Origin of the sequence: Cryobacterium sp. TMT2-17-1 (assembly GCF_004402765.1) — a bacterium.
In the GTDB taxonomy this organism is placed as follows: Bacteria; Actinomycetota; Actinomycetes; order Actinomycetales; family Microbacteriaceae; genus Cryobacterium; species Cryobacterium sandaracinum.
In genome coordinates this window covers 103,095-128,537 of sequence record NZ_SOGC01000040.1, presented here as the reverse complement: position 1 = coordinate 128,537, position 25,443 = coordinate 103,095, and the positions used below count along the sequence as shown (strand labels likewise).

At 66.7% G+C, this 25,443-nt stretch carries 26 protein-coding genes and 7 tRNA genes; 22 read left to right on the top strand and 11 right to left on the bottom strand.

All coding sequences use genetic code 11. The features are described 5' to 3' along the window. Positions 1–495 precede the first annotated feature (495 nt). The 4 genes from E3O47_RS12090 to E3O47_RS12075 form a co-directional block, all read right to left on the bottom strand. Entirely contained in the window at positions 496–2,667 is a 2,172-nt protein-coding gene (locus tag E3O47_RS12090) for a 3-hydroxyacyl-CoA dehydrogenase NAD-binding domain-containing protein (RefSeq protein WP_134420639.1), read from the bottom strand. Further along, positions 2,664–3,869, bottom strand: coding sequence for a thiolase family protein (locus tag E3O47_RS12085; protein ID WP_134420637.1), 1,206 nt, complete (start codon positions 3,867–3,869; stop codon positions 2,664–2,666). Before E3O47_RS12085 ends, E3O47_RS12090 begins: the two co-directional genes overlap by 4 nt. 75 nt (positions 3,870–3,944) lie before the next feature. Further along, on the bottom strand, positions 3,945–5,141 hold the full coding sequence (locus tag E3O47_RS12080; protein WP_134342487.1) for a ribonuclease D: 1,197 nt from the start codon (positions 5,139–5,141) through the stop codon (positions 3,945–3,947). Further along, complete coding sequence (locus E3O47_RS12075; protein WP_104099615.1) at positions 5,134–5,724, bottom strand: DUF3000 domain-containing protein; 591 nt, start codon at positions 5,722–5,724, stop codon at positions 5,134–5,136. Before E3O47_RS12075 ends, E3O47_RS12080 begins: the two co-directional genes overlap by 8 nt. A gap of 111 nt (positions 5,725–5,835) precedes the next feature. On the opposite strand from E3O47_RS12075, the gene E3O47_RS12070 reads away from it, so the two are divergent. Next, positions 5,836–7,020 (top strand): alpha/beta fold hydrolase, encoded by a 1,185-nt coding sequence (locus E3O47_RS12070; RefSeq protein WP_166785388.1) that lies wholly within the window; start codon positions 5,836–5,838, stop codon positions 7,018–7,020. On the opposite strand, the gene E3O47_RS12065 is transcribed toward E3O47_RS12070, so the two are convergent. The 3 genes from E3O47_RS12065 to E3O47_RS12055 are packed head-to-tail and all read right to left on the bottom strand — an operon-like array spanning position 6,941 to position 9,126. After that, positions 6,941–7,729 carry a dihydrofolate reductase family protein gene (locus E3O47_RS12065; protein WP_134420635.1) on the bottom strand — a complete coding sequence of 263 codons (789 nt, stop codon included), beginning with the start codon at positions 7,727–7,729 and terminating at the stop codon, positions 6,941–6,943. The genes E3O47_RS12070 and E3O47_RS12065 overlap by 80 nt on opposite strands. Next, positions 7,726–8,163, bottom strand: a complete 438-nt coding sequence (locus E3O47_RS12060; protein WP_104099618.1) for a SufE family protein — start codon at positions 8,161–8,163, stop codon at positions 7,726–7,728. The genes E3O47_RS12065 and E3O47_RS12060 overlap by 4 nt, the downstream gene beginning before the upstream one ends. A gap of 60 nt (positions 8,164–8,223) precedes the next feature. Continuing rightward, positions 8,224–9,126: a sulfurtransferase gene (locus tag E3O47_RS12055; protein WP_134420633.1), complete on the bottom strand. Its 903-nt coding sequence runs from the start codon at positions 9,124–9,126 to the stop codon at positions 8,224–8,226. Positions 9,127–9,307: 181 nt separating this feature from the next. On the opposite strand from E3O47_RS12055, the gene zapE reads away from it, so the two are divergent. Next, positions 9,308–10,357 (top strand): cell division protein ZapE, encoded by a 1,050-nt coding sequence (gene zapE, locus E3O47_RS12050; protein WP_134400863.1) that lies wholly within the window; start codon positions 9,308–9,310, stop codon positions 10,355–10,357. A gap of 213 nt (positions 10,358–10,570) precedes the next feature. Continuing rightward, the gene (locus tag E3O47_RS12045; RefSeq protein WP_134342482.1) at positions 10,571–11,842 is read left to right on the top strand and encodes an ammonium transporter; all 1,272 of its coding nucleotides are present in this window, start codon (positions 10,571–10,573) and stop codon (positions 11,840–11,842) included. Positions 11,843–11,890: 48 nt separating this feature from the next. Here E3O47_RS12045 and E3O47_RS16605 read toward each other — a convergent pair whose 3' ends face one another. Continuing rightward, positions 11,891–11,992 (bottom strand): SHOCT domain-containing protein, encoded by a 102-nt coding sequence (locus E3O47_RS16605; protein WP_255409010.1) that lies wholly within the window; start codon positions 11,990–11,992, stop codon positions 11,891–11,893. Positions 11,993–12,600: 608 nt separating this feature from the next. Here E3O47_RS16605 and E3O47_RS12035 point away from each other — a divergent pair. The 6 genes from E3O47_RS12035 to E3O47_RS12010 all read left to right on the top strand — a co-directional run bounded on the left by E3O47_RS12035 (position 12,601) and on the right by E3O47_RS12010 (position 17,695). After that, a complete protein-coding gene (locus E3O47_RS12035; protein ID WP_134420631.1) occupies positions 12,601–12,867 on the top strand; it encodes a hypothetical protein in 267 nt (88 codons plus the stop codon). Positions 12,868–12,939: 72 nt separating this feature from the next. Continuing rightward, positions 12,940–13,323: a hypothetical protein gene (locus E3O47_RS12030; RefSeq protein ID WP_134420629.1), complete on the top strand. Its 384-nt coding sequence runs from the start codon at positions 12,940–12,942 to the stop codon at positions 13,321–13,323. After that, the gene (locus tag E3O47_RS12025) at positions 13,308–14,696 is read left to right on the top strand and encodes a LuxR C-terminal-related transcriptional regulator (protein WP_198418031.1); all 1,389 of its coding nucleotides are present in this window, start codon (positions 13,308–13,310) and stop codon (positions 14,694–14,696) included. The genes E3O47_RS12030 and E3O47_RS12025 overlap by 16 nt, the downstream gene beginning before the upstream one ends. A 132-nt stretch (positions 14,697–14,828) precedes the next feature. Further along, positions 14,829–16,274 carry an SPFH domain-containing protein gene (locus E3O47_RS12020; protein ID WP_166785387.1) on the top strand — a complete coding sequence of 482 codons (1,446 nt, stop codon included), beginning with the start codon at positions 14,829–14,831 and terminating at the stop codon, positions 16,272–16,274. A 152-nt stretch (positions 16,275–16,426) separates the two neighbouring features. Next, a complete protein-coding gene (locus E3O47_RS12015; protein ID WP_134371507.1) occupies positions 16,427–17,158 on the top strand; it encodes a DUF2071 domain-containing protein in 732 nt (243 codons plus the stop codon). Between the two features lie 339 nt (positions 17,159–17,497). Continuing rightward, on the top strand, positions 17,498–17,695 hold the full coding sequence (locus E3O47_RS12010) for a hypothetical protein (RefSeq protein WP_134420625.1): 198 nt from the start codon (positions 17,498–17,500) through the stop codon (positions 17,693–17,695). Between the two features lie 37 nt (positions 17,696–17,732). Here E3O47_RS12010 and E3O47_RS16035 read toward each other — a convergent pair whose 3' ends face one another. Continuing rightward, positions 17,733–17,888 carry a hypothetical protein gene (locus tag E3O47_RS16035; protein WP_166784710.1) on the bottom strand — a complete coding sequence of 52 codons (156 nt, stop codon included), beginning with the start codon at positions 17,886–17,888 and terminating at the stop codon, positions 17,733–17,735. Between the two features lie 533 nt (positions 17,889–18,421). On the opposite strand from E3O47_RS16035, the gene E3O47_RS12005 reads away from it, so the two are divergent. Then, the gene (locus tag E3O47_RS12005) at positions 18,422–18,925 is read left to right on the top strand and encodes a GNAT family N-acetyltransferase (protein WP_134420623.1); all 504 of its coding nucleotides are present in this window, start codon (positions 18,422–18,424) and stop codon (positions 18,923–18,925) included. Between the two features lie 24 nt (positions 18,926–18,949). Here the strand turns inward: E3O47_RS12005 and E3O47_RS12000 are convergent, their stop codons facing one another. After that, on the bottom strand, positions 18,950–19,660 hold the full coding sequence (locus E3O47_RS12000; protein ID WP_104100479.1) for a M50 family metallopeptidase: 711 nt from the start codon (positions 19,658–19,660) through the stop codon (positions 18,950–18,952). A gap of 78 nt (positions 19,661–19,738) precedes the next feature. Between E3O47_RS12000 and E3O47_RS11995 the strand changes: the two genes are divergently transcribed. Continuing rightward, positions 19,739–19,912 (top strand): CsbD family protein, encoded by a 174-nt coding sequence (locus E3O47_RS11995; RefSeq protein ID WP_104100480.1) that lies wholly within the window; start codon positions 19,739–19,741, stop codon positions 19,910–19,912. 61 nt (positions 19,913–19,973) lie between these two features. Further along, the gene (locus tag E3O47_RS11990; RefSeq protein ID WP_134371589.1) at positions 19,974–20,135 is read left to right on the top strand and encodes a hypothetical protein; all 162 of its coding nucleotides are present in this window, start codon (positions 19,974–19,976) and stop codon (positions 20,133–20,135) included. 76 nt (positions 20,136–20,211) lie between these two features. On the opposite strand, the gene E3O47_RS11985 is transcribed toward E3O47_RS11990, so the two are convergent. After that, a tRNA-Val gene (locus E3O47_RS11985) sits at positions 20,212–20,284 on the bottom strand. A gap of 155 nt (positions 20,285–20,439) precedes the next feature. Here E3O47_RS11985 and E3O47_RS11980 point away from each other — a divergent pair. The 10 genes from E3O47_RS11980 to pdxT all read left to right on the top strand — a co-directional run bounded on the left by E3O47_RS11980 (position 20,440) and on the right by pdxT (position 25,434). Next, positions 20,440–20,511: transfer RNA gene (locus E3O47_RS11980), tRNA-Gly, on the top strand. A gap of 49 nt (positions 20,512–20,560) precedes the next feature. Beyond that, positions 20,561–20,634 (top strand) — tRNA-Cys (locus tag E3O47_RS11975). Between the two features lie 39 nt (positions 20,635–20,673). After that, positions 20,674–20,745 (top strand) — tRNA-Val (locus tag E3O47_RS11970). 178 nt (positions 20,746–20,923) lie between these two features. Continuing rightward, positions 20,924–20,995, top strand: a tRNA-Gly gene (locus E3O47_RS11965). Between the two features lie 49 nt (positions 20,996–21,044). Continuing rightward, positions 21,045–21,118: transfer RNA gene (locus E3O47_RS11960), tRNA-Cys, on the top strand. A 25-nt stretch (positions 21,119–21,143) separates the two neighbouring features. Further along, positions 21,144–21,215: transfer RNA gene (locus E3O47_RS11955), tRNA-Val, on the top strand. 162 nt (positions 21,216–21,377) lie between these two features. After that, complete coding sequence (thrS, locus tag E3O47_RS11950) at positions 21,378–23,300, top strand: threonine--tRNA ligase (protein WP_233191359.1); 1,923 nt, start codon at positions 21,378–21,380, stop codon at positions 23,298–23,300. 1 nt (position 23,301) lies between these two features. After that, positions 23,302–23,865, top strand: a complete 564-nt coding sequence (locus E3O47_RS11945) for an HIT domain-containing protein (protein ID WP_104100482.1) — start codon at positions 23,302–23,304, stop codon at positions 23,863–23,865. A gap of 68 nt (positions 23,866–23,933) precedes the next feature. Beyond that, on the top strand, positions 23,934–24,830 hold the full coding sequence (gene pdxS / locus E3O47_RS11940; protein WP_104100483.1) for a pyridoxal 5'-phosphate synthase lyase subunit PdxS: 897 nt from the start codon (positions 23,934–23,936) through the stop codon (positions 24,828–24,830). Between the two features lie 10 nt (positions 24,831–24,840). Next, positions 24,841–25,434, top strand: coding sequence for a pyridoxal 5'-phosphate synthase glutaminase subunit PdxT (gene pdxT, locus E3O47_RS11935; RefSeq protein ID WP_104100484.1), 594 nt, complete (start codon positions 24,841–24,843; stop codon positions 25,432–25,434). Positions 25,435–25,443: the final 9 nt, after the last annotated feature.

Here is a 25,443-nt window from a genome sequence, read left to right as displayed (position 1 = left end):
TACTCACCCGAATCGCCTTCGGCTTCAAATCACCCGACGCCCTCATCGCCCTGGCCATGCTCAGCCTCGGCGGCCACAAACCAGTGCTCCCCGGCCGGGTTTAACCCACGGAAGCAGCAGGAGAGCCGAGATTCTGGGGGAAAACCGCTTTCTCGGGGGTTTGTGGGCCAAATCCGGCAGAATCTCCGTCGAATTCGTTCAGGGCAGAGTTGCTGGCCGGGCCGGGCCCGGACTCGGATGGGGCGTGGAATGCACGTTCTGCCCACGTCGAGGTCCCCTGATCGTCTACGTCGGCAAGGGAAACGCCAGGTTCGGAAACCCCGGCCCGTGCGACCCCCAACGCCCACACTTGGCGGGCCTCACCCTTCCGGCCCCGCCGGCCGCAGAAAAATACCGCCGACCACTGCGCCGAGCCACGACCTCGGCTCCCCTTCCGTGAAGAGAAAGGAGCCGAGGTTACGGGTCGGCGGAGTGGGTGCAGTCAGTCGCCTGCGGTCAGTCGCCTACGCTCGTGCGGGTGGCGGGCAGGGCCGCGGCAGCGACGCCGCGGATCGGTGGGGTGTGGAACGTGCCCTGGAAGACCCGTTCGCTCGCGCCGACGCGGTCGAGGTAGGGCGTGATCCCGCCCATCTGGAACGGCCAGTTGGCCCCGAGGATCATGCACAGGTCGATGTCCTCCGCGGCGTGCACGACGCCGTCGTCCAGCATTCGCTTGATTTCATCGGCGAGGCCGTCCTCGATCCGGCGTAGGATCTGCTCGGCTGTCATTGGGGTCTGCCCGCCCGCGACGATCTTGACGGCTTCCTTGTCGAAGCCCTTGATCCTGCCCTTGGCGTCGCGCTCCAGAATGGTTCCGTGCTCGGCCAGCTTATGCAGGTTCGCGCTCTCGAAAAACCGGTCCGGGAATGCGGCATGGTGGGTGTCCAGAACGTGTGCGCCGACCTTGAGGCCGACCAGCTCGAGCAGCTCGAACGGGGTCATCGGCATCCCGAACGGAGCCAGTGACCCATCGACGACCTCGAACGGGGTTCCGGTGTCGACGGCGTGCATGGCCTCACCCAGGAGCTTCGCCAGGAGGCGGTTCACGACGAACCCGGAGGTGTCCCGGGTGATGACCGCGTTCTTTCGCAGTTTGGCTGCCACGACCATCGCCGTGGAGAGAGTGGCGTCGTTGGTCCGCGGGGTGTTCACGACCTCGATCAGCGGCATGATCGCCACCGGGTTGAAGAAGTGGAAACCGACCAGGCGCTCGGGGTGGGCCAGCTTCGCACCGATCTGTTCGACCGAGAGGGACGAGGTGTTGGTGGCGAGGATGGCGTCGGGAGAGATGTGCTTCTCGATTTCGGCGAAGACATCCTGCTTCACGCCGAGTTCCTCGAAGACGGCCTCGATCACCCAGTCGGCGTCGGCAAACTGTGCCTTGTCTGTCGTTCCCGTGACCAGAGCGCGGAGCCGGTTGGCCTCGTCAGGGGAGATACGGTTCTTGGTCTCCAGGGTGAGGATCTCGCCGTGGATGTACGCGACGCCCTTGTCGACGCGGGCCTGGTCGAGGTCTGTGATGACTACGGGCACGCGCAGGCGACGCACGAAGAGAAGGGCGAACTGGCTGGCCATCAGGCCGGCGCCGATGACGCCTACCTTGTTGATCGGGCGGGCGAGGGCCTTGTCCGGCGCACCGGCCGGCCGCTTGGCTCGCTTCTGCACCAGGTTGAAAGCGTAAATACTGGCCTGCAGCTGGTCTCCGGCGATGAGTTCGGCCAGGGAGTCGTCTTCCCGCTCGAACCCTTCCTGGCGAGATCCGCTCTTGGCTGCTTTGAGCAGGTTGAGGGCGATGTACGGCGACCGGGCGACGGTTCCGATGCGGTTTTCCAGCATCTTGCGGGCCACGCCCACGGCCACATCCCATTTCACGAGCCGTTCGACCTTGCCGGGCGTATTGGGCCGGGCGACCTTTGTCTTTCCGGCGATCACGCCATCGGCCCACTCGATGGACTGTTCAAGGAACCTGGCCGAGGCGAACTGCACGTCGGCGATGCCCAGCTCGAGAGCATCCGCCGCTTTGAGCGTGCGGTGCTTGAGCGGATTCTCGATGATCACCTTGAGCGCGTTCTCGATGCCGATCAGGTTGGGCAGCAGGTAGGAGCCGCCCCAGCCCGGGATCAGCCCAAGGGAGACCTCGGGCAGCGCGATCGCGGGCACGGTCGCGTCGACGGTGCGGTAGTCGGCGTTGAGGGCGATCTCCAGCCCGCCCCCCAGTGCGAGCCCGTTGATGAACACGAAGGAGGGCACACCCAGTTCGGCCTGCTTGCCCAGCGCATAGTGGCCCAACTGGGCCAGCAGCTTGCCCGTCGCGAGCGACGGGATCTCGCTGACCTTGCTCAGGTCGGCGCCGGCGGCGAGGATGAACGGTTTGCCGGTGACGGCGACGCCGTGGATGTCGCCGAGGGCGGCGCGTTCCCGGAGAAGGTCCATCGCCATGGCGAACTCGAGCAGGGTGTTCGGGCCGAGCGTGTTCGGGCGGGTGTGGTCCCGGCCGTTGTCAAGCGTGACCAGCGCCAGGGTCCTTCCACCGGACAGAGGCACATCGTGTACGTAGCAGTGGGTGACGACCTCGTCGGCCGACAGCTCGACCAGCGGGGTGAAATCGAGTTCGGAGTAGTTGCTCATCGCTTGCTTGCCTTCCGGTTGAAGTTCGGGTTCTCCCAAATCACGGTGCCGCCCTGGCCGAGACCGATGCACATGGCGGTGAGGCCGTAGCGCACCTCCGGGTGCTCGCTGAACTGACGGGCGAGCTGGTTCATCAGGCGCACGCCGGAGGAAGCGAGCGGATGTCCGACGGCGATCGCGCCGCCGTACTCGTTCACCCGCGGGTCCTCGTCGTCGATGCCGAAGTGGTCGAGGAACGAGATGACCTGCACGGCGAAAGCCTCATTGAGTTCGAACAGGCCGATGTCCGTGATGCTGAGGCCGGCCTTGCGCAGGGCCTTCTCGGTGGAGGGGACCGGGCCGAGTCCCATGACCTCCGGCTCAACGCCGGCGAAGGCGAAGCTGACCATCTTCATTTTGACGGTGAGACCGAGGTCCTTGGCGGCCTTGCCGCTGGCGAGGAGGCAGGCGCTGGCACCGTCGTTGAGCCCGGAAGCGTTGCCGGCAGTGACCCGTCCGTGGGGACGGAAGGGGGTCTTGAGAGTCGCGAGGCCCTCCATCGTGGTTTCGGGGCGGGGAGCCTCGTCGCGGGTCGCCAGACCCCAGCCGGAATCGCTGCGGATCGCAACCGACACGAGGTCGGGCTGTATCTTCTCGGCGGCATAGGCCGCGGCGACCTTCTGTTGGCTGCGCAGGGCGAACCGGTCGGACCGCTCCTTGGTGTACGCCGGGAACCGGTCGTGGATGCGCTCGGCCGTGGCGCCCATATTGAGGGCGTCCTCGCTGACCAGGCGCTCGGACAGGAAACGCGGATTCGGGTCGACGCCCGAACCCATCGGGTGGCGTCCCATGTGCTCGACGCCGCCGGCGATGGCCAGGTCGTAGGCGCCAAATCCGATCCCGGCTCCGAGAGTGGTCACGGCGGTCATGGCGCCGGCGCACATCCGGTCAATGGCGAATCCGGGTACCGACTTCGGCAACCCGGAAAGCAGTGCCGCCGTGCGACCGAGCGTGAGGCCCTGGTCGCCGGTCTGGGTGGTGGCGGCAATCGCCACCTCGTCGATGCGTTCCCCAGGGACCGACGGGTTGCGTTCCAGCAGTCCGATCATGGCCTTGACCACGAGATCATCCGCCCGGGTGTTCCAGTAAATGCCCTTTTCACCGGCGCGTCCGAACGGGGTACGAACCCCGTCCACAAACACGACTTCTGTTCTATCGGCCACTTTGCCTCCATCATCGATCAGGTGTCGGTCGATCCTAAAGGGGCTCCCGTGGAGGGTCGAATCCTTGGACGGATCCTACGAATCCGCTTCCGAAGAGAGCTCGATCGATTGGTGGACATCCACAAAGGCATCGGCGATCCGTTGTGCGGTCACTTCAATTTGCCAGGTGCGCGCACCCAGGTGCGCGAGCGCCTCACCGACGGATGCGGGATCGACGTTGACGGGCGGCGTCCACGCCACCCGGCGGACATAGTCCGGGGTGACGAGGTTCTCCAGCGGGATGGCGAGCTCCTCGGAGACCTCGGTGAGGGCTGCGCGAGCGGCCTTGTAGCGCAGGTCAGCCTCGGGATTGCGGTCGGACCAGGCGCGCGGGGGCGGGAGCAGGTCGCCGTTGCCCCGAAGCGACGGCAGGTCGGTTGACGCCAGGCCCTTCTGGATGGCACGCCACCAGCGGTCGAGTTCGCTGCGGCTCGCACGGCCGCTGAACTCCCTCAGATCAGCCAGGGCCTGCCGGTTCGCCGGCATGGCCCGTGCTGCCGCCGTCAGCGACGCATCGGGCACGAGCCGGCCGGGGGACACATCCAGCTCCTGTGCCAGAGCGTCGCGAGCCAGCCACAATTCCCGGGCTACGGCCAGGCCACGCTGTCCCCGGATGGAGTGCACGCCGGAAAGGCGGCGCCAGGGTTCGGGGCCGACGGGCTTCGCCTCACGCGCCAGCACGGCGGCGAATTCCTGCGCGGCGATGTCGGTCTTGGAATCGGTGGCGAGCATGTCGACCATACGGTCACGCAGGTCGGGAAGCAGTTCCACGTCGAGCGCGCCGTAGACCAGCCAGGCCTCCGGCAGTGGGCGGGTCGACCAGTTGGCGGCGGAGTGTTCCTTGGCAAGATGGATGCCGAGCAGCTCTTCTACCACCGTGCCGAGGCCGACCCGGGGGATTCCGAGCAGGCGGGCGGCCAGTTCAGTGTCGAAGATGTGTCGGGGGTCAAGTCCGACCTCGCGCAGGCAGGCCAGGTCCTGGCTCGCGGCGTGGAAAATCCACTCGTCATCGCGCAGAGCCTGGTTGAGCTCGTGGAAGTTGCCGATCGCGGGCGGGTCAAACAGGAATGTGCCAGCGTCGCGCCGATAGATCTGGATCAGGTAGGCGCGCTGGGAGTAGGTGAAGCCGGAGGCTCGTTCAGCGTCGATGCCGATCGGGCCCGTGCCCGCGCTGAGGGCTGCGGTCGCCGCGAGGTAGGCGTCCCGCGTATCGATCACCTGGTGATCAAGCACGACCGGTTCGGCGTGTGGACAACATGCTGACTCCTTCGCCAGTGGGTGGAAGACCTGCGAGCATGCAGAGCAGCTCGCCCCATCCTTCGACGTGGGCGGCGAGATTGTGGTCCAGCGGCGTCCACGAGGCCCGCAGTTCGATCTGCGCGCCATCGCCCTGCTTGGCAAGTTCGCCAAAGCCGGACGAGATAATCTTAGTAGCGGTCCCCGAGGCCGCTGTATACCGTGCCCCGTGGGCGTCGAGAGCATCGACGAGCCACGACCAGGTGACCCCCGCGACGAACGGGTCGAGGCCGATGTCGGTTTCCAGGGGAGCCTGGGCGAAGCAGACGACGCGGAAGGCGCCGCCCCACTCCTCGGGCTCGGCCGGGTCATACAGCAGGATGAAGCGTCCGGTCCCGAGATCGGAGTCGCTCCCGTGACGTACCGGGGTCACGTCGGCCGAGAAGGCGATGGAGTGCGGAGCGAGGTTTCCGGGTGCGGAAATCTCATTGACCACAAGCTCCGTACGGATGCGGGCACGTGCGAAGGATGCGCGGGCGGCGGCGAACTCCGGCGAAGGCGTTTCTTGTGTTTCGGGCACGTGTGCAGACTAGAGTTTTTTTCGAGCGGAGTCGGACAGGCACGCCGGACAGGGGAGGTAGTCATGCGTGAGCGGGCGGGCTCAGGGCGGTACCCGAGGCGTTTTCTGGCGGTGAGCGGGATCGCAGTCGCCGGGGCAACGGTGTTGCTGGGGATCGCGGGCGGTGTTTTGGCGGCCGTGATGGCACGTCGGATTGTGACGCCCTCGACCACGCGCTCCGACGACGTGCGGATCCACTCCGTCGACCTCGTGGCGGGAACGATTACGCTGCAGTCCACGGCGGATTCCGTACTGCAGGGCGATTACAGCTTCTGGTTCTCGGGCGATACAGGACACGCCCACCTGGGCGAGATCCTCCGTCTCACGCCCACGAAGGTGACGCGGCGCATCCTGCGCGTCGATCACGGGGATCTGGCCCGAGCCGAGCGCGGCCGGCTCGGCGGCTACTCGTACCTCGGGCCCTGGGACCTCGGCTTCGCCTTCGAGGACGTGCTCGTTTCCACCGACGTCGGTGATGCCCCGGCCTGGCTGATCCCGGCCGAGGAGCCGGACGGCCGCTGGGTGATCCAGGTGCACGGGCGCGGGGTGCAGCGGCAGGAGACGCTGCGAGCGGCGCCGGTCTTCCGGGATGCCGGCTTCACGTCCCTGCTTGTGTCGTACCGCAACGACGGGGAGGCACCGCGGAGCGGCGACGGCCGGTATTCCCTTGGAGACGCGGAATGGCAGGATGTCGATGCGGCGATCGCGTTCGCGGTGCACCGCGGTGCGACCGAGATCGTGTTGATGGGGTGGTCCATGGGCGGCGCGATCGTGCTGCAGAGCGCGACGCGATCAACGCTGCGCGACCGGATCGTCGGCATCGTGCTCGACTCGCCCGTGATCGACTGGGCGGATGTCGCGCGCTTCCACGGCGGTCTGCTCGGCCTGCCCGCGGTCATCGCCAGCGGTGCTCTGGAGGTCCTGGGACGGCGTTGGGGCAAGATCGTCACCGGTCAGACCCAACCGATCGACTTCGGACGCCTCGATTTCGTCACGCGCGCCGCCGAGCTCGACCTACCGGTGCTCCTGATGCACAGCGACGACGACGGATTCGTGCCCGCGACCGGCTCCCGCGCCCTGGCCGGGCGCCGACCCGACATCGTGACCTTTCTGCCGTTCGCGGTGGCGCGGCACACGAAGCTGTGGAACTACGACCGCGAGGGTTGGAATCAGGCCATCACGAACTGGCTGGTCGAGATCGCTCCCACCGAGCGTATGTCGCTCCCTGGTCGTCCAGAAGAAGTTGCCGCAACCTGAATCCGGTGGATCCGGCCGTGGCCGATTCGAGCAACCCGCGGCCGCCGAGCACTACCTGGGGGCTCGTGGACAGGCAGAATTCGTCGACCAGGTCGGCCGCGAAGAATCGCCCGGCCAGCACCGGACCTCCCTCGCAGACGATGCGCGGGAGGCCGAGGGCGCAGAGGGCCGCGAGAATCGTGGACGGAGTGAGGACACCGTTCTCATCGTCGAGCGGCACCACGGTCGTGCGGGCCCCGACCGTGGCGGCCTCCACCCGGCCGACTGCGAAGCGCGGACAGAGGATGAACACCGGCTGCCGATGCGCGGATTCCGGGTGTGCGGAGTCCCGGTGCGTAAAGTGCTCGAGCCGATGACCGGCCAGGTTTCCGCTGGAGGTGACGACCGCGAGGGCCGCCCGGGCCGGCACGACGTACCCCTCCGCACGGACACTGCCGGCGCCGACCAGGACGACGTCGGCAAGTTCCCTGATCACACCTAGGATCCGGCGGTCGAGGCGGCTCGAGAGGGAATCCGAGGTGCCATCGGACCCGGCAACGCCGCCGTTCAGGCTGGCGATCATGTTGACCCGCAGGTACGCGCCCGGCGCCGGGGCGTAGCGCCGCAACAGCCAATCCCGGCTGACCGGGTCGAGCCCGTCGACGCTCCGCGGCAGGTCGACCGTATCGCCGCCCGCGTCCGGCTCCGGAAACACCCGGGTCAGGGTCACGCAGCGCCCTCGCGCAGGCGGCGCTTGGTGCGGGCGAGCATGGCTGACATGCCGCGGATGCGCAGGGGAGACACCGCTTTCGTCAATCCGATCGTGTTCGGATAGTCATCCGGCACATCGAGCACCTCCTGGGCGCTGAGCCCATCCAGACCCTGGGCCAGGATCGAGGCGAAGCCCCGGGTCGTCGGCGACTCCCGGGGAGCGGTCGCGTAGAGGTGCACCGCGGACTCGCCGTCCACCTCGACGAACATGAAGACGGGAGACTGGCATTCAACGACTCGCTCGAGCAGGTCCGGGTGCTCCGCGTAGCGCGGCGGGAGCGCCGGCAGCTCGTCGGCGAACTCAAGCAGCAGCAGCAGCCGGTCGGACTCCTCGAGTTCGAGGAAGTCATCGCGGATCTCGGCCAGTTTGGCGGGAAGTTCGGTAGCGGTCATCGACACTCATTCTGCCATGCGCGGGCCGTGAGGCCCCAGAATCCGAGTGGGCCGGTCGGCTCAGCGGGGCTGAGGTGCGGCGCCCGGCTCCGTGCCCATCACGATCGGCACGTGCACGGCGTTACCCCATTCGGTCCAGGACCCGTCGTAGTTGCGCACGCCTTCGAAGCCGAGAAGGTGGGTCAGGACGAACCAGGTGTGGCTGGACCGCTCGCCGATCCGGCAGTAGGCGATGACGTTGTCGCCGTCGGAGAGGCCGGCCTCGTCACGGTAGATGGCGTCCAGCTCGGTGCGGGTGCGGAAGGTGGCGTCCGGGGCAGCGGCGCGCGCCCACGGCACCGACGCCGCCGACGGGATGTGGCCGCCGCGCAGGGCGCCCTCCTCCGGGTAGGCCGGCATGTGGGTGCGTTCGCCGGTGTACTCCTCGGGGGAGCGCACGTCGATCAGCGGGTTCCCGAAGTGCGCGAAGACATCCTCGCGGAATGCGCGGATGGCGGAATCGTTGCGCGGGGCGACCGGGTACACGGTCGGGGTGATAACGGGCTTGTCCCGGGTGAGGCCTCGTTCCTCGGCCACCCACTTGTCACGGCCGCCGTCGAGCAGGCGGACGTCTTCGTGGCCGAATAGGGTGAACACCCACAGGGCGTAGGCCGCCCACCAGTTGTTCTTGTCGCCGTAGATGACCACGGTGGTGTTGCGGGAGATGCCCTTGGCGCCGAACATTGCGGCGAAGGCGGCACCGTCGACGAAGTCGCGCTCGACCGGATCATTGAGGTCGGTGTGCCAGTCGATTTTCACGGCTCCCGGAATGTGGCCGGTTTCGTAGAGCAGAACGTCTTCATCCGATTCGACGACAACAAGACCGGGGGTTTCGAGATGCGCCTGCAGCCACTCGGTGCTGACCAGACGTTCGGGGTGGGCGTAGGCCATGAACTTCGGTGCCGGATCGAGATCAACAGACATGGGGGGAACCTCCTGGTGGCGTCCGATGGACACTGGAATCAAATGGGCGCGGTTTAGGCTGGTTACCGGTCCGCGTTTTCGAATCTACGCGGTATGGGTCCTGATCGCATCCGCGGTCGTTCTTCAACGATGATGCTCCGACCGGGACTATCAGTTCGACACAGAAACCGGGTACTACAGCATGGCTCCTCAAGCTCTCAGCCAGGTGCAACGTTTGGCCGATCGCTCTCCGAGCATCACCGGGCCGGAGATCGTGGCCGAGTTGGTTCCGCCGCCCCAGTTCGAGCACGCCTCCTTCGCGTCGTACCGACCTGACCTGAACTTCCCCTCGCAGCTTGAGGCCGTGGAACGGCTGGGCACCTTTGCCGGAGCCTGGCTGGCCCAGCGGCCCAGCGGCTTCTTCTCCCGCACCCGCAAGCCCAAGCCGGAGCTGCCGGGCATCTACCTGGACGGTGGTTTCGGCGTCGGCAAAACCCACCTGCTGGCCGCGCTCTGGCATGCCGCCCCGGGACCGAAATACTTCGGCACCTTCATCGAGTACACCGCACTGGTGGGAGCACTCGGCTACGCAGCCACCGTCAGGCAGCTCTCCGGCGCCCGCCTGATCTGCATCGACGAGTTCGAACTCGACGACCCGGGCGACACCATGCTGATGACCCGGCTTCTGGGCGAGCTCGTGGCCTCGGGTACCCGCGTCGCCGCCACGTCGAACACGCCGCCGAATTCGCTGGGCGAGGGGCGTTTCGCCGCGATCGACTTCCTTCGCGAGATCCAGGCGATGTCCGCGAACTTCGAGATCGTGCGTATCGACGGCCTCGACTTCCGCAGGCGCGACATCGAGGGCCACGCCATCGCCGTGTCCCGTGACGAAGTGGACCAGCTGGTGCCCGCCCTGGTCGAACGCGGCTCCACGGTGACCCGGGACGACTTCGGCGACCTGATCCGACATCTCAGCACGGTGCATCCGTCGAAGTACATCAAGTTGATCCACGGCATCGACGTCATCGCCCTGACCGATGTGTACCTGCTGACCGACCAGACGGATGCCCTCAGGCTGGTCGCCTTCATCGACCGGGTCTACGACGCGGAGATTCCGATCATCGCCAACGGGCAGCCCCTGAACGAGGTCTTCGACGAGGAGATGCTCTCCGGCGGTTACCGAAAGAAGTACCAGCGGTCCCAGTCCCGTCTCGTGGCGCTGACCACAGGTGAGCTTCCACCGCACGACTGATCCACGACTGATCGAGGCCGGGCCACCGCTCTGCCCGCCGGAAACGCGATGTTAACACCGTCGCTCGGCGCGTAACGCGGGCGAAACATCCGCGCGCACTCACCGAAACCTCACAACTTCAAACTGACTCTGTACCCGCCGAGACACGATCAACCGCTCACCCTGTGCACGTCGACGGCAACCACTGTTAGTTAGCGAGAGGTAACCATATCCATGGTTCAACTGTCAGTCCTGTTGGACGCCACAACTGATGAAATAGCCCTGAATCTCAATTCCCTGTGGCTCCTCGTCGCGGCCGCCCTCGTGCTTCTGATGACTCCCGGTGTTGCCTTCTTCTACGGCGGAATGGTGAAGGCGAAGAGCGTCATCAGCATGATGATGATGAGCTTCGGCGCGATGGGCGTTGTCGGTGTGCTGTGGGTGCTCTACGGCTACGGGCTCGTCTTCGGCCCGCCGCTGATCCCCGGTTTCCTCGGCAACCCGTCCGGGCTGCTCGGCCTGAGTGGGCTGCTCGGCGCCGGGGAAGACGGATCCCTCTCTCCCGACCTGAACGGGCTGGCGTTCGCCGGCTTCCAGGCCACCTTCGCCATCATCACCGTCGCACTGATCTCTGGTGCGATCGCCGACCGTGCCAAGTTCGGCGCCTGGTTGATCTTCGCCGCCGTGTGGTCGACCCTGGTGTATTTCCCGGTCGCCTACTGGGTCTTCAACCTCGCCGACGGCTGGGCTCCCGCCGCTCTCGGGGTCAACGACTTCGCCGGTGGCACCGCCGTGCACATCAACGCCGGTGCAGCCGGTCTGGCTCTCGCCTTGGTGCTCGGCAAGCGGGTGGGTTTCAAGAAAGGCATCTCCAAGCCCCACAACGTTCCGCTCACCCTCCTCGGTGCCTCGCTCCTGTGGTTCGGCTGGTTCGGTTTCAATGCCGGCTCCGAAGCCGCCGTCGACGGTGTCGCCGCCCTCGCCTGGATCAACACGCTCGTCGCTCCCGCCGCCGGTATTCTCGGCTGGCTGATCGTCGAGAAGATCAAGGACGGCAAGCCCACCTCGATCGGTGCCGCCTCGGGTGCCGTCGCCGGGCTCGTCGCCGTCACCCCTGCCTGTAACATCCTCACCCCGTTCTGGGCGATCGTCCTCGGAGTCCTCGTCGGAGCGGTATGCGCGGTTGCCATCGACCTGAAGTTCAAGTGGGGCTTCGACGACTCGCTCGACGTGGTGGGCATCCACCTCATCGGTGGCATGATCGGAACGCTCTACATCGGTATCTTCGGGTCGGGCATCGGCCTGCTCGACACCGGCAGCCTCAACCAGCTCTGGGTGCAGTTCGTCGCAGCCTTCGGCATCGCGATCTTCTCCTTCGTGATGGCCTACGGCATCGGCGTGATCATTCAGAAGACGATCGGCTTCCGAATCAACAACGAAGACGAGGTGGCCGGAGTGGACACCATCGTGCACGGTGAAGAGGGCTACGCGCTCGACGCCGTCTAACCATGAAGCAGCACCGCCCTGTGCGTGCTGTCCTATTCGGTGGCTGTCCTATTCGGTGTAGGACGACCTCGACAGCGCCTGGGACTTCAGGGCGTCGAACTCGGCCGGGGTGATCGCGCCCGCATCGTGCAGAGCCTTCGCCCGGCCGATCTCCTCCGTGGGCCCGGCACTGGTTCCGGCGACACTGCGGATGCACTGATCGGTCTGCGCCTGGTACTCCCTCGACTCCGTGGAACTGCGTGCACCCTAGCCGTGGGGCAGGCCGAGAGCCACGGTGACGAGGCTGAACGACCACTCGGGGCCGCGAATGGAGGACGCGTCTCTATGACCTCGCATCGGGTACCGGCTCAGATGGCGCTTCCGGGCGCAGCCCTGACACCGGGAGCCGTGACACCTGCAGCGTCGTCACCGGCTGCACCGTCACCGGGGGTCGGCACGCCGATCCCGGCTCCGTCGACCGCTGAGGTGAAACGGCCGCGGCTTGATGGTGCATTTCATCGGCTCATCGCCGGCGAAGCGCGCTGCGTCTGCGTGTGGGCTGCGGCAGGCTCCGGGAAGATGACCCTGCTGGCGTCCTGGGCTGGCCGTTTTCACCGGAACGGGGAGTCGGTCACCTGGGTACGCGCGCAGCCGGGCCGGTTCCGTCCCGCTGATGTCTGGCGGCAGGTCGGGCGGCGCTCGGGGGTGTCAGACGACGGGGACACCCGGTACGTGTTCATCGGTGGGTTGGACCGTGTCGAAGCGGATCGGCCGGGCTGGTGGGCGAGCTGGTCGCGTCGGCGCCCGAGGGCATCCGTCTCGTGGTCGCCGGGCGCACTCGGCCGTGCGCAGGGCCGACGCGACTGCGCGGCGACGGCTCCATGGTCGACGTGCCGCCGGCGGACCTGGCGTTCGATCGGAGCGAGCTGCTGCTGATCGTGCCGTTCCTGCACGGGAGGAACGATTCCGCACGGCTGGTGGTGGATTTCGACGGTGACGATCCGGCGGTGGCCGGTTTCCTCCGGTCGGAGATCATCGCCGGCTGAGCTGACGGTGACGAGAACACGAAGCTGCGCGCCGCCGTCAGGCCTGTCCTCTCGGTCAACCTGGCCGTCGAGGTGACGAAGCGAGCGGATGCCGGGGCTGGGCTGGACCGGCTGGCCGGGCCCAGCGCACTTATCACCAGGGAGAGCGGCGACGACACCAGGGCGTATCGCATCCACTCGATCCTGCTGGCCTATCTGCGGGGCGAGGTGCGGCGACGTGACTTCGTGGCGGCGGCGGCTCACGAGACCGCGGCCCGGTGGTTCGCGCGCCGCGCCGACGGTCAAAACGCTCTCGAGCAGGCGCTTGCTGCCGGGCTGCCCGTCCTCGCCGCCGAGATGCTCGATGCTTTCGGTCTCGATCTCGTGCTCAGGGGAACGCCCGACCTCGTCCTCCGTGCCCTGGCAGAGCCGGCCGCGCGCGCCGGAACCCAGGTGCATCCGTGGCGGCGTCCCTGAGGCTGCTCCTGGACGCGCCGTACTTTCCCGACCGGGGGCAGGCCGACCACCTGCTGGCGGAGCTCGAGGCGGTGGGGCTCGCGTCCGGCGGCAGTGCGGAGATCTGGACCTTCGTGATCGACGCGCTTGCCGCCTTCTTCGCAGCGACGCCTGACGAAATCCGGGACCGTCTGGCCAGGCTGGGCGCCGTCCGCGCCGCACCGGGGCGGCGAGACCTCGGTGTCGACCTGCTGGCCGCCACCGCGGAGACCTGGTGCCGCGCCGGTCTGGGCGAGGCGGAGCGAGCCGAAGCGGGACTGCGAATGGTCGTTGTGACCGCGCGGAATGCCGGTAACCAATGGCTGTTCCTTCTTGCCGGCGACCTCGCCGCCGTGTCGGCCTCCCGCCGGGGCGACTGGGCCCGCGCCGGTCTCATCGACGATCAACTCGCTCGGGCGACGGATGCCGCAGGGCGCCCGGCCACGGGTGCCGTGGCATCCGTGGCGGGGGCGGCGTTCGACCGCGCAGCGGCCCGCGCCTCGGTCTCGCTCCAGATCCGCCGGTACGAACGCTGCGAGCCGATCGATCAGGGCGTGCTGGAACGGCTTGTCGCGGCCGACCCTCTGGTGTGCGATTCCGGACTGATCGTGCCCGCCCAGACCTTCCTGTCCCTGTCGGCACCGGCGGCGGACCCGAGGCGGCGATCGGTGCTCGAGAATCTGAACGGCTTGATGCGGGAGAATGCGGACGCCCACCCGCGTGTGCCGAGCCTGTGCTGCATCCCCTGGTTCGAGCTGACCGGTGCGCTGGACGGGCGGGCCGAGGCCCGACGTGTCACGCTCCTGGTGGAGAACGTGCTGGGTACGGACTCGTTGGAGGCCGTGCTGCTCCTCTCCCTGGCGTACCCGCCGGCCCCGGGCCGCCACGGCGCCGGTGGGCGGCTGGAAGCCGCCGCAACGCCGGCCGCCCGGTGTTGGCGCGGGTCCACGCTCGTGAGCGCCTGGATCGTGCTCGCCGGCATCGCTGAGGAGAGTGAACGATCTGCCGAAGCGGATGCCCGTCTGGCTCGGGCGCCGCGCCTGGCTGAGCAGCTGCGGGACCTCGACGGTTTCGCAAGCCGGATTGTGACTCGGTCCGCTCAGGCGCCGGGGGAGAATTGCCCAGCCCCAGCCCCAGCCCCAGCCCCGGCCCCGGCCCCGGTCGCACCGCTCACCGAGCGGGAGCGGGTGCTGCTGCGCGAGCTGCCCTTCCATCAATCCGTGGCGGACATCGACCGCAAGCACAATGTGAGCCCGAACACCGTCAAAACTTATCTGCGCAACATCTATCAGAAGCTTGAGGACACCGACCGCACCCGGGCCGTGACTATTGCTCAGGAGCGCGGCCTGCTCTGACCTGCACCCCCCGAATGGGAATGGTTCCGCCTGACCCAGACCACTAGGCTTCGAGGGTCTCGTGCCCGCGCGCGCCGCGCGAAGTGCCAGGCCACGTGCATGATCTTCGTGCCGGCGGAACGGAAGGACCCCATGTTTGAATTCCTGCTCAGCCCCATCCCCGGTCTCATCATGCTGGGTATCGTCGTCTTCCTGATCGGCCTGTTCTATGCCAAGAGCGTCTACAAGAACGCCGGGCCGGACGAAGCCCTGATCATCACCGGCAAGAAATCGAAGAAGACCATCGTCGACGGCGCCACGCTGGAGGAATCCGGGCAACGCGTCGTGCACGGCCAGGGCGTGTTCATCACCCCGTTCTTCCAGAAGGCGTTCAAGATCAGCCTGCGCAGCCGGGCGATCGAGATCACGGCCGTCGCCCAGGACCAGAACGGCGTCACCCTCACCGTGGAAGCAGTCGCCATTGTGAAGGTCGGCGACGACCCGGCCGCCATTCGTGCCGCCGCGCAGAGGTTTCTCGGCCAGGACAAGAACATCGACGGCTTCGCACAGGAAGTACTGTCGGGATCCCTGCGGTCGTCGATCGGTGGCACGAACGTGATGACCATCATCCAGAAGCGCGACGAGCTCGGCTCCTCGGTGCTGGCGACCGCCCGGGAGTCCCTGGCCAACCAGGGCGTCGACGTGGACTCGTTCGAGATTAAGGGCATCACTGACGAGAACGACTACATCCGGGACCTCGGACGCGCCGAGCAGGCCAAGGTGCGGCGCCAGGCCGAGGTTGCCGAGCACGCGGCCAACCGGGAGGCACAGGAGGCCGCCATTCTGGCCGAGCAGGCCATCGCCGAGGCCCAGAACACGCTCGCACTTCGAAAAGCGGCGCTGCAGCTGGACACCGACAAGGCCGCCGCCGAAGCCGCCGCGGCCAAGCCGCTGGCCGAGGCCAAGGCCCAGCAGGCCATCGTGCAGGAGCAGGAGCTCACCGCCCAGCGGCGCGCATCTCTCCGCAAGGCCGAGCTTGAGTCCGAGGTCAACGCGATCGCCGACGCCGAGGCGTACCGCATCCGGGTGACCGCCATCGCGGCGGCGGAGGCCGCCGTGGCCGGCGCGAACGCCGACCGCGACAGCCGCATCGCCAACGCCGAGGCCCTCCGCGCGGAGGGGCAGGCCGAGGCCGACGCCATCCTCGCCCGCGGTACCGCTGAGGCGACCGCTACCCGGCTGTCCGCCGAGGCCGTCGCCGAGCAGAGTGAGGCGCTGATCCAGCTTCGCATGGTGGAAATGCTGCCCGAGATCGCCCGCGAGCTGGCCGCTCCGATGTCGAACATCGACAACCTGACGGTCATCTCCACGGATGGCGCCAGCCAACTGACCAAGAATGTCGCTTCCGGTATCACCGAGGTCGACGGCGTGCTCAAGTCGACCATGGGTATCGGCATCCGGGAACTGCTCGGCAACCTCGTCAGTGGAGCCGCTGTCGGAGCGGCCGCGACCAAAACCGCCAAGCCACAGGCCTCACTCACGACCGCCCAGCAGGCCGACGTCGACAGCGCTCTGGCCGCGCCGGCCGTCGAGGCATAGCACGCAGTCAGGTCGGACGCTGATTCAGGCCTTCGCGCCTGGATCGCTCGCATTTCGAGGGCGTCGACCTGGTCCCGGTGCGAGTAGCGTTGATGTTCACAGAATGCCGCAGTCCGGTCCGCATGGGCTCGGGAACAAGGGGAGATTTCCAGATGACGGATGCCGCGATGGACCCGGTCTCGGCCGTTGCGCCCCTGCTGGCCGGGCGAGCGTCCTCGAGCCAGCGCTGGTCGAATCTGATATTCGTGCACTGGCGCGTGGACGCCGCTCTCGTGGCTCCGCTGCTGCCGGACGGTCTCGTGCCCGACGAATTCGACGGCGCTAGCTGGGTTGGGCTGATCCCGTTCGTGCTGGACCGGGCCACCGTCTTCGGCAGTCCGCCCATTCCCTACTTCGGCACCTTCGTTGAGGTGAACGTGCGCCTGTACGCGGTGGATGCGAACGGGCACCGCGGCGTGGTCTTCGTCTCGCTGGAGGCCTCCCGGCTGGCGGCTGTGCTGGCGGCCCGGGCATTGTTCTCGATCCCGTACATGTGGTCCCGCACCAAGCTTGAGGTCGGGGCGGGGGAATACCGCTACACCGCGCGCCGACACCTGGCCGCCGGGGCGCACACCGAGATCGTGGTGCGGCCGACTGCCCGCCCGGTCTTCGGCGACCCGCTCGCCGATTTCCTGACCGCCCGCTGGGCTCTATTCACCCGTACGCGTGGCCGCACGGTGCACCTGCGCAACCACCATGAGCCGTGGGAGCTCTTCGAGGCCGAACTGGTGAGCCTTGACGACACCCTGCTCGCCGTGGCGGGGTTCCCCGGGCTGGCCGGACGCGAGCCGGATTCCGTGCTGTATTCGCCCGGGGTCACCACCTGGTTCGGCGCCGCCGGCTGAGTCGCGGGCCGACGCTATCGAGGCAAGGTAGGACGGGGCGTTCGCTCGGCGGGCGGAACCGGTCGAGGCGCGCGTCGCTTCGGGCTGGCCCGCGCCGCGTTGGAGTCGGGTGAGATCAGTTGTCAGCATGCGAGGGTGGTGATCGTTCAGGCGTGGTCGGTGCCGACGAGGTGAGGCCGGCGTTCGAGGTGGAGGTTCTGCGTTCGGCAGGCAGGTTGCCGGCGTCGAAGTTGACGTACCAGGCCCCGCGGCATGGCGTCGCGGACGCTCTACGACCGTGCTGAGAAGGTGGCGCTGCGGTCCGATCGCCGCGGAGACGGCCCGGCGGATCGCGGTCGGGTGCCGAGCTTCACCCGGATTCTGGTGCGTCCGGAGGCGGGGGCGGTGCTCTTGGTCGGCCGCGACCGGTACATGGTGCCGGAAGACCCGAAACGGTTCCTGCGGGTGTGGGTCAAACCTGCCGGTTTCCAGGCTGCAAACGGTCGGTCGCAAACTGCGATATCGAGCATTCCCTGGATTGATAGTTCGATGGGCTGACCGCGCACGACAATCTGGCACGTCTGTCTGCGGGCTGTCATGCGCCGACGAGCGAGACCGGTTGGCGGGTGTTGAACCGCGGCGGCGGCTTACGTGAGTGGACGTCGCCGACGGGGCGCAGGCTCGTGAGCGAGCCGGCCAGGGTCATCCGCTCGGCTTCGACCGAACCGTCGACCTCCTGGTGCGCCACCATGCCACGATCATGAGCGTAGTGCTGCTGGTCATCGGCGCGGCCCTGATCGGAGGGGGCCGGTCCGATCGGGGAAGCCCCCGGCCCGACCGCCTGCGCGGAGGATGTCGCCTGGGTCGCACTCTCCCGGGTGCAGCCCCACGATCGACATCTCGTGCGCATGCTCGCGCATGGAGTCGACCGCAACCGTCAAGCCGCGTTACGCGGACTCAACGCGGTCTGACACAGCGCGGACTTCATGAGCGTTGTCGTCGGCAGCGTGAGAGCGGCAGGCTCTCCCGAACGAATTCGACGGAGATTTTGTCAAAATCGGCCCTAAATCGTTTGGAAATCCCGTTTTTCCGGAGAATCTCCGTCGAATTGGTTCCGGCTGCTCACCCAGCGAGACCCCATGGCACAATCATGGGCTGGGGCTGGGGCTGGGGCTGGGGCTGGGGCTGGGGCTGGGGCTGGGGCTCGGGCTGGGGCTCGGGCCCAGACCCGGGCCCAGCTCACCCGAGCACAGACGCGAAGGCGGTATTTGGGATACTCGGAGAATGGTCGACGTCACCCTCACCCTTCCCGCCGGCGCTGTGCTCCTTCGGCGCGCCCTGTCCCAGGATCTGTCTGCAATCGTGGGGCTTCTCGCCGACGACTCCATCAGCGCTTCCCGAGGCGACGCCGACCGGCCGGAAGATCGCGTCGCCTACGAACGGGCATTCGCCGCAATCGACGCAGATCCGGCCCAACAGTTGCTGGTCGCGACGTCGCTTTTGGGCGAGGTGCTGGCCACCATGCAGCTCACCGTCATCCCTGGGCTCGCCCGTGTCGGGTCCACCCGGTTGCAGATCGAGGCCGTCCGGGTTCGCTCGGATCAGAGGAGCCGCGGGCTCGGCGGAGCCATGATTCGGTGGGCCGTGCAGAATGCCCCGGCCTTCGGGGTTCAACTCGTCCAGCTCACGTCGGACGCAGCGCGCGTCGACGCGCACCGGTTCTATGAACGGCTGGGCTTCACCGCGTCCCACGTGGGCTTCAAACACGCCGTGCCGACGGTCTCCTGACGGCAGCACCCCCGCGGGGCAGGATCAGGCAAGCAGGCCGAGGAGCCGTCCGGCGAACCCTGCGCACGCGATCGTCGCGGTGAAGAACACGGCCACCCAGACCACGCCCGGGATGTGGGTCAGACGGGCCAGCTGGTCGGCGTCGGAGGCGGTACCGCGGCTCCGCGACCGGGACCGCTGGAGCTCGACCACGGTGCGGACAGCCCCGAGCAGCAGAAACGCCGTGATCAGCAGGGCGAAGACGCTCTGCACCGGAGGAGTGCCGAACCAGGTGATGCCGAAGACCAGTCCAGCGGTAACGAGGACGGACCACAGTCCGAACCAGTTGCGGATCTGCACGAGCAGCAGTGCCAGGGCCGCCAGCGACAGCCACAACAGGCCGATGTCGTAGCCGAGGCTGAGCATCCGTGCCGCGCCGAGCCCCAGCAGGGCAGGGGCGGTATAGCCGGCCAGCAGGGTCAGCACCATGCCGGGTCCGCGCGGGCGTCCGCTGCTGACGGTCAACCCCGAGGTGTCGGAATGCAGACGGATACCGCCGAGCCGGCGACCGCTCACCGTCGCGACCACCGCATGGCCGCCCTCGTGCGCGATCGTGATGACGTGGCGGGTGACCCGCCACGCGGCCGGCACCAGCACGAGCACGGCAGCGGCCGCGATGGTCAGCCAGGCCGTGATCGCGGGCAGAGGCTCGTTTCGGGCGGAGAGTTGCCCCCAGAGATCGACAAGCCCGTCCATGGATTTCAGCCTAGATTACCTTGGGCGGGAGCTTTATACTGATCGCAAAAGCTGGATACGAGTGAAAGGACGGTCCCCATGAGTGCTTCGGACAAGATGAAGAACTCGGCCGAGGAAGCCGTGGGCAAGGCAAAGGAGGCCGCCGGCAAATTGACCGACAACGAGCGGCTGGAAGCCGAGGGCAAGGCTGAACAGGCCAGGGCAAACCTCAAGCAGGCCGGTGAGAACGTCAAGGACGCCGTCACTGATTGAGTCGAATCCGCATCTCCACACCATCAGTGCACGTCAATCAAAAGAAAGGACGGCGAGCAGGATGAACGTACTCCTCGTCATTGTTGCCATCATCGCCATCGCGCTTCTGTTCACCGGAGGGTTCGTCGAGTCGCTCAACTTCCTAATCTGGGTCGGCATCGTGCTCGTCGTGATCGCGCTGATCGTCTGGCTTGCCCGGACGATCTCCGGGAAGCGGGCCTGACCGGGCCGCGCATGTGGTCTCCAACCCGTACCGAGAAAAAGAAAAAGCCCCGACTTTCGGGGCTTTTTCTTGGCTGTGGGCGATACCGGACTCGAACCGATGACCTCTTCCGTGTGAAGGAAGCGCGCTACCAACTGCGCCAATCGCCCCTGTGGCCTCGTACTGTAGCCACAAGTCTCGATACTAACCCAGACCGGGTGGAAGGCGCACATCGTGGGGGCCTCAACACGCCGGAACGACTCGGTTTGAATATGAACAGGACTATCGGCTAGAGTCTTCCAAGCGCGCAGAAATGCGGGCAGTTGCGGATGTGGCGCAGTGGTAGCGCATCACCTTGCCAAGGTGAGGGTCGCGAGTTCGAATCTCGTCATCCGCTCGAATGGGATCGGCCGCGAGGCCGGTTTCTTTCGGTACGAATCCCAAGTGGTGGGTTGGCCGAGAGGCGAGGCAACGGCCTGCAAAGCCGTGTACACGGGTTCGAATCCCGTATCCACCTCCAATCCCGGAAGTCGCAATGCAGGAATGATTTTCAGGAAATGGGCGATTGGCGCAGCGGTAGCGCGCTTCCCTGACACGGAAGAGGTCACTGGTTCGATCCCAGTATCGCCCACAGAGTTGGGAAACAGATAACCCCCGGTAAAGCGGGGGTTTTTTTGCCCGCACAGCACCGGAAATCCAGGTGCAGTCGGGCCTTCCTCGGGCTCGCCGCGATGAATCGCCGGGGAGGGTGCGGCGGGTTCGGCCGGAATCGGCTAGAGTCTTTCAAGTCAGCGGAAACGTTGATAAGTGCGGATGTGGCGCAGTGGTAGCGCATCACCTTGCCAAGGTGAGGGTCGCGAGTTCGAATCTCGTCATCCGCTCGAATGGAATCGGCCGCAAAGCCGGTTCTTTTTGGTACGAATCGTATGTGGTGGGTTGGCCGAGAGGCGAGGCAGCGGCCTGCAAAGCCGTGTACACGGGTTCGAATCCCGTATCCACCTCCACTTCTGGATTGTCTTTTCAGAGAATGGGCGATTGGCGCAGCGGTAGCGCGCTTCCCTGACACGGAAGAGGTCACTGGTTCGATCCCAGTATCGCCCACAGGCAAACCCCCGGTAACTCGGGGGTTTTTCTTTGCCCAAAATGGCCGTGCCCGTCGTGGTCGAGGCGCGCCGCTAAAGTTATTGGGGTTCGAACAATACTGAAGGAGTAATACACGTGGCTGACGGCTTTGAGCTATTCACCGACCGGTCCGTTGTCGCAATGCGCGTCAACGGCGAGCTCAAGGATCTCGCCACGACGGTGACTCCGACGGATGTCGTCGAACCGGTGACCATCGGCTCGCCCGACGGCCTCAGCATCCTGCGCCACTCGGCCGCGCACGTGCTCGCACAGGCCGTGCAGACCGTGAACCCGGCGGCGCGTCTGGGCATCGGCCCGCCCGTCACCGATGGTTTCTACTACGACTTCGACGTTGAAGAGGCATTCACCCCCGAGGACATCAAGTCGCTCGAGAAGGCCATGGACCGCATCATCCGCCAGGGCCAGCGGTTCGTGCGCCGCGTCGTCACCGACGACCAGGCCCGGGACGAACTCGCCGCCGAGCCGTACAAGCTCGAACTGATCGGGCTCAAGGGCGGGGCCGCCGAGACCGTCGACAACGAGTCGGTCGAGGTCGGCGGCGCCGAACTCACCATTTACGACAACGTGGACCCGAAGACGGGGGAGACGCTCTGGAAAGACCTCTGCCGCGGTCCCCACCTGCCGAACACACGCATGATCGGCAACGGCTACTCCCTGACCCGTCTGGCCGCCGCCTACTGGCGCGGGTCCGAGAAGAACCCGCAGCTGCAGCGCATTTACGGCACCGCCTGGGCCACCAAGGACGAACTGCGGGCCTACCAAGCCCGCCAGGAGGAGGCCGCCAAGCGCGACCATCGCAAGCTCGGCGCCGAACTCGACCTCTTCAGCTTCCCCGAGGAGATCGGCTCCGGCCTGCCCGTCTTCCACCCCAGGGGCGGCATCATCCGTCAGGAGATGGAGAACTACTCCCGCAAGCGCCACACCGAGGCCGGCTACGACTTCGTCTACACGCCGCACATCACCAAGTCGAACCTGTTCGAGACGTCCGGTCACCTCGACTGGTACGCCGATGGCATGTTCCCGCCGATGAAACTCGACGCGGAGTACGACGCCGACGGCCACATGACCCGTCAGGGCGTCGACTACTACCTCAAGCCGATGAACTGCCCGTTCCACAACCTGATCTTCCGCTCCAGCGGCCGCAGCTACCGCGACCTGCCCATGCGCCTGTTCGAATTCGGCTCGGTCTACCGCTACGAGAAGTCCGGCGTCGTGCACGGCCTCACCCGCGTGCGCGGAATGACCCAGGACGACGCGCACATCTACACGACCCGCGAAGGCATGAAAGAGGAGCTCACCAGCACCCTCAACTTCGTGCTCAAGCTGCTCGCCGACTACGGCCTCGAGGACTACTACCTCGAGCTCTCCACGAAGGACCCGAAGAAGTTCGTCGGCACCGACGAGGCCTGGGCGGAAGCGACCGACACCTTGCGCGAAGTCGCCGAAGCATCCGGTCTCGAACTCGTGGCCGACCCGGGCGGCGCCGCCTTCTACGGCCCGAAGATCTCCGTGCAGGCCCGCGACGCGATCGGCCGCACCTGGCAGATGTCCACCATCCAGCTGGACTTCAACCTGCCGGAACGGTTCGACCTCGAGTACACCGCCTCCGACGGCTCCCGCCAGCGCCCGGTGATGATCCACCGGGCCCTGTTCGGTTCGATCGAACGCTTCTTCGCCGTGCTCACCGAGCACTACGCCGGGGCGTTCCCGGTGTGGCTGTCCCCGGTGCAGGTCGTCGGCATCCCCGTGTCCGAGCAATACGGTCCATACCTCGACGAAATCATCGGCCGGCTCGAGACGGCAGGCGTGCGCGCCCAGGTCGACCACTCCGACGACCGCATGCAGAAGAAGATCCGCAACCACACCAAGGCGAAGGTGCCCTTCCAGCTGATCGTCGGCGAGGATGACCGCTCCAATCGCTCGGTGAGCTTCCGGTTCCGCGACGGCACCCAGGAGAACGGCGTACCGGCCGACGAGGCCATCCGTCGCATCATCGCCGCGATCCATGCGCGCGCGCAGGTCACGACCCAGGGCCAGGTCTGAGATGGACACGCACAGCGACGAGTTCGAGGGGCTCGAGCAGTCGTCCGAGTTCGCCGCGGTTCCGGATGCCTTCCAACGGCTATGGACCCCGCACCGCCTGGTCTACATCCAGGACGGCCAGCAGCCGCACCCGGATGACTGCCCCTTCTGCCTGGCCCCGAGCATGACCGACGAGAAGGCACTGATTGTGGCCCGCGGCACGCACGCCTACGTGTTGCTGAACCTGTTCCCGTATAACAGCGGGCATCTGCTGGTCTGTCCGTACCGGCACGTCGCGACTTACGATGAGGCCAGTCCGGAGGAGGTCGCCGAGATCGGCAGTCTCACCCAGGTGGCCATGCGTGTGCTCAAGGCGGTGTCGCACTGCGACGGCTTCAACATCGGCATGAACCAAGGCCGAATTGCCGGCGCGGGCATTGCCGAGCACCTACACCAGCACATCGTTCCCCGCTGGGCGCTCGACTCGAATTTCTTCCCGATCATCGCCGGAACGAAGGCGATTCCCCGTCTTCTGGGCGATGTGCGGCGCGAAGTCGCCGAGGGCTGGCCCCAGGATGGCAACTAGCCGTATATACCCCTCCACCGGCACCCGCCGGGCGGAATCGACACCACCCAAGGAATAGAATCAAAGCTATGACTGAAACCACTTCCGCCTTTGGTTCGAGCCGCGTCAAGCGTGGTCTCGCCGACATGATGAAGGGCGGCGTCATCATGGACGTCGTCAACGCCGAGCAGGCTCGCATCGCCGAGGACGCCGGTGCTGTCGCCGTCATGGCCCTTGAGCGCGTTCCCGCCGACATCCGTTCCCAGGGTGGCGTTGCCCGCATGAGCGACCCCGACCTGATCGACAGCATCATCGCCGAGGTATCCATCCCGGTGATGGCCAAGGCGCGCATCGGCCACTTCGTCGAAGCTCAAATCCTTCAGGCCCTGAACGTCGATTACATCGACGAGTCCGAGGTGCTGAGCCCGGCTGACTACGTCAACCACATCGACAAGTGGAACTTCACGGTCCCGTTCGTCTGTGGCGCGACCAACCTGGGTGAGGCGCTTCGCCGCATCAACGAGGGCGCGGCCATGATCAGGTCCAAGGGCGAAGCCGGCACCGGCGACGTCTCGGAGGCCATGAAGCACATCCGCACCATCAAGGGTGAGGTCGCCCGCCTGTCGGCTCTGACCAAGGACGAACTGTACGTCGCCGCGAAGGAACTGCAGGCGCCGTACGAACTCGTCGCCGAGATCGCCGCCACCGGCAAGCTCCCCGTCGTGCTCTTCGTCGCGGGTGGCGTGGCCACCCCCGCCGACGCGGCCCTGATGATGCAGATGGGTGCGGACGGTGTATTCGTCGGCTCCGGCATCTTCAAGTCGGGCAACCCGCAGGCCCGCGCCAACGCCATCGTCAAGGCCGTCACCTTCTACGACGACCCCAGCGTCATCGCATCCGTCTCGCGCGGACTCGGCGAGGCCATGGTCGGCATCAACGTGTCCGATCTGGCTGCGCCGCACCGCCTCTCAGAGCGCGGCTGGTAGATACCCGTTCGTGAGCGTTGGAGTTCTCGCCCTGCAGGGTGACTTTCGTGAGCACGCCGAGGTACTGCGGTCCCTCGGCGCCGAAGTCGAACTCATCCGCCGCCCAGAGGAACTGGACCGCATCAGCGGGCTCGTGATCCCCGGCGGCGAATCCAGCGTCATGGACAAACTGGCCCGCGCGTTCGGCGTGGCGGGACCGCTGGCCGAGGCCGTGCGGGCCGGCCTTCCCGTCTACGGCACCTGCGCGGGCCTGATCATGCTCGCCGACACCGTCATCGACGGGATCGAAGGGCAGCAGAGCATCGGCGGCTTCGACATCGCCGTGCGTCGCAACGCCTTCGGTTCGCAGACGCTCTCTTTCGAGACCGACCTCGACGTGCCGGTGCTCGGTGAGCCGCCGGTGCACGCCATTTTCATCCGCGCCCCCGTGGTGGAGTCCGTCGGGACCCGGGCCCGCGCGATAGCCACGCTCTCGGACGGGCGCTGCGTCGCGGTCGAGCAGGACAACCTGCTCGGAACCTCATTCCACCCCGAGATCACCGGGGAGCACCGGTTCCACGACTATTTCCTGCAGAAGGTGGCCGCCGCCGGCTTCCGCTACTAGGCTCCGGTC

Coding starts and splice junctions, on each gene's coding strand:
- E3O47_RS12090 (WP_134420639.1), bottom strand. CDS start 2,667: ATGAGCAACTACTCCGAACTCGATTTCACCCCGCTGGTCGAGCTGTCG.
- E3O47_RS12060 (WP_104099618.1), bottom strand. CDS start 8,163: ATGACCGCTACCGAACTTCCCGCCAAACTGGCCGAGATCCGCGATGAC.
- E3O47_RS12055 (WP_134420633.1), bottom strand. CDS start 9,126: ATGTCTGTTGATCTCGATCCGGCACCGAAGTTCATGGCCTACGCCCAC.
- zapE (WP_134400863.1), top strand. CDS start 9,308: ATGGCTCCTCAAGCTCTCAGCCAGGTGCAACGTTTGGCCGATCGCTCT.
- E3O47_RS12045 (WP_134342482.1), top strand. CDS start 10,571: ATGGTTCAACTGTCAGTCCTGTTGGACGCCACAACTGATGAAATAGCC.
- E3O47_RS12020 (WP_166785387.1), top strand. CDS start 14,829: ATGTTTGAATTCCTGCTCAGCCCCATCCCCGGTCTCATCATGCTGGGT.
- E3O47_RS12015 (WP_134371507.1), top strand. CDS start 16,427: ATGACGGATGCCGCGATGGACCCGGTCTCGGCCGTTGCGCCCCTGCTG.
- E3O47_RS16035 (WP_166784710.1), bottom strand. CDS start 17,888: ATGGTGGCGCACCAGGAGGTCGACGGTTCGGTCGAAGCCGAGCGGATG.
- E3O47_RS12005 (WP_134420623.1), top strand. CDS start 18,422: ATGGTCGACGTCACCCTCACCCTTCCCGCCGGCGCTGTGCTCCTTCGG.
- E3O47_RS12000 (WP_104100479.1), bottom strand. CDS start 19,660: ATGGACGGGCTTGTCGATCTCTGGGGGCAACTCTCCGCCCGAAACGAG.
- E3O47_RS11995 (WP_104100480.1), top strand. CDS start 19,739: ATGAGTGCTTCGGACAAGATGAAGAACTCGGCCGAGGAAGCCGTGGGC.
- E3O47_RS11990 (WP_134371589.1), top strand. CDS start 19,974: ATGAACGTACTCCTCGTCATTGTTGCCATCATCGCCATCGCGCTTCTG.
- thrS (WP_233191359.1), top strand. CDS start 21,378: ATGCGCGTCAACGGCGAGCTCAAGGATCTCGCCACGACGGTGACTCCG.
- E3O47_RS11945 (WP_104100482.1), top strand. CDS start 23,302: ATGGACACGCACAGCGACGAGTTCGAGGGGCTCGAGCAGTCGTCCGAG.
- pdxS (WP_104100483.1), top strand. CDS start 23,934: ATGACTGAAACCACTTCCGCCTTTGGTTCGAGCCGCGTCAAGCGTGGT.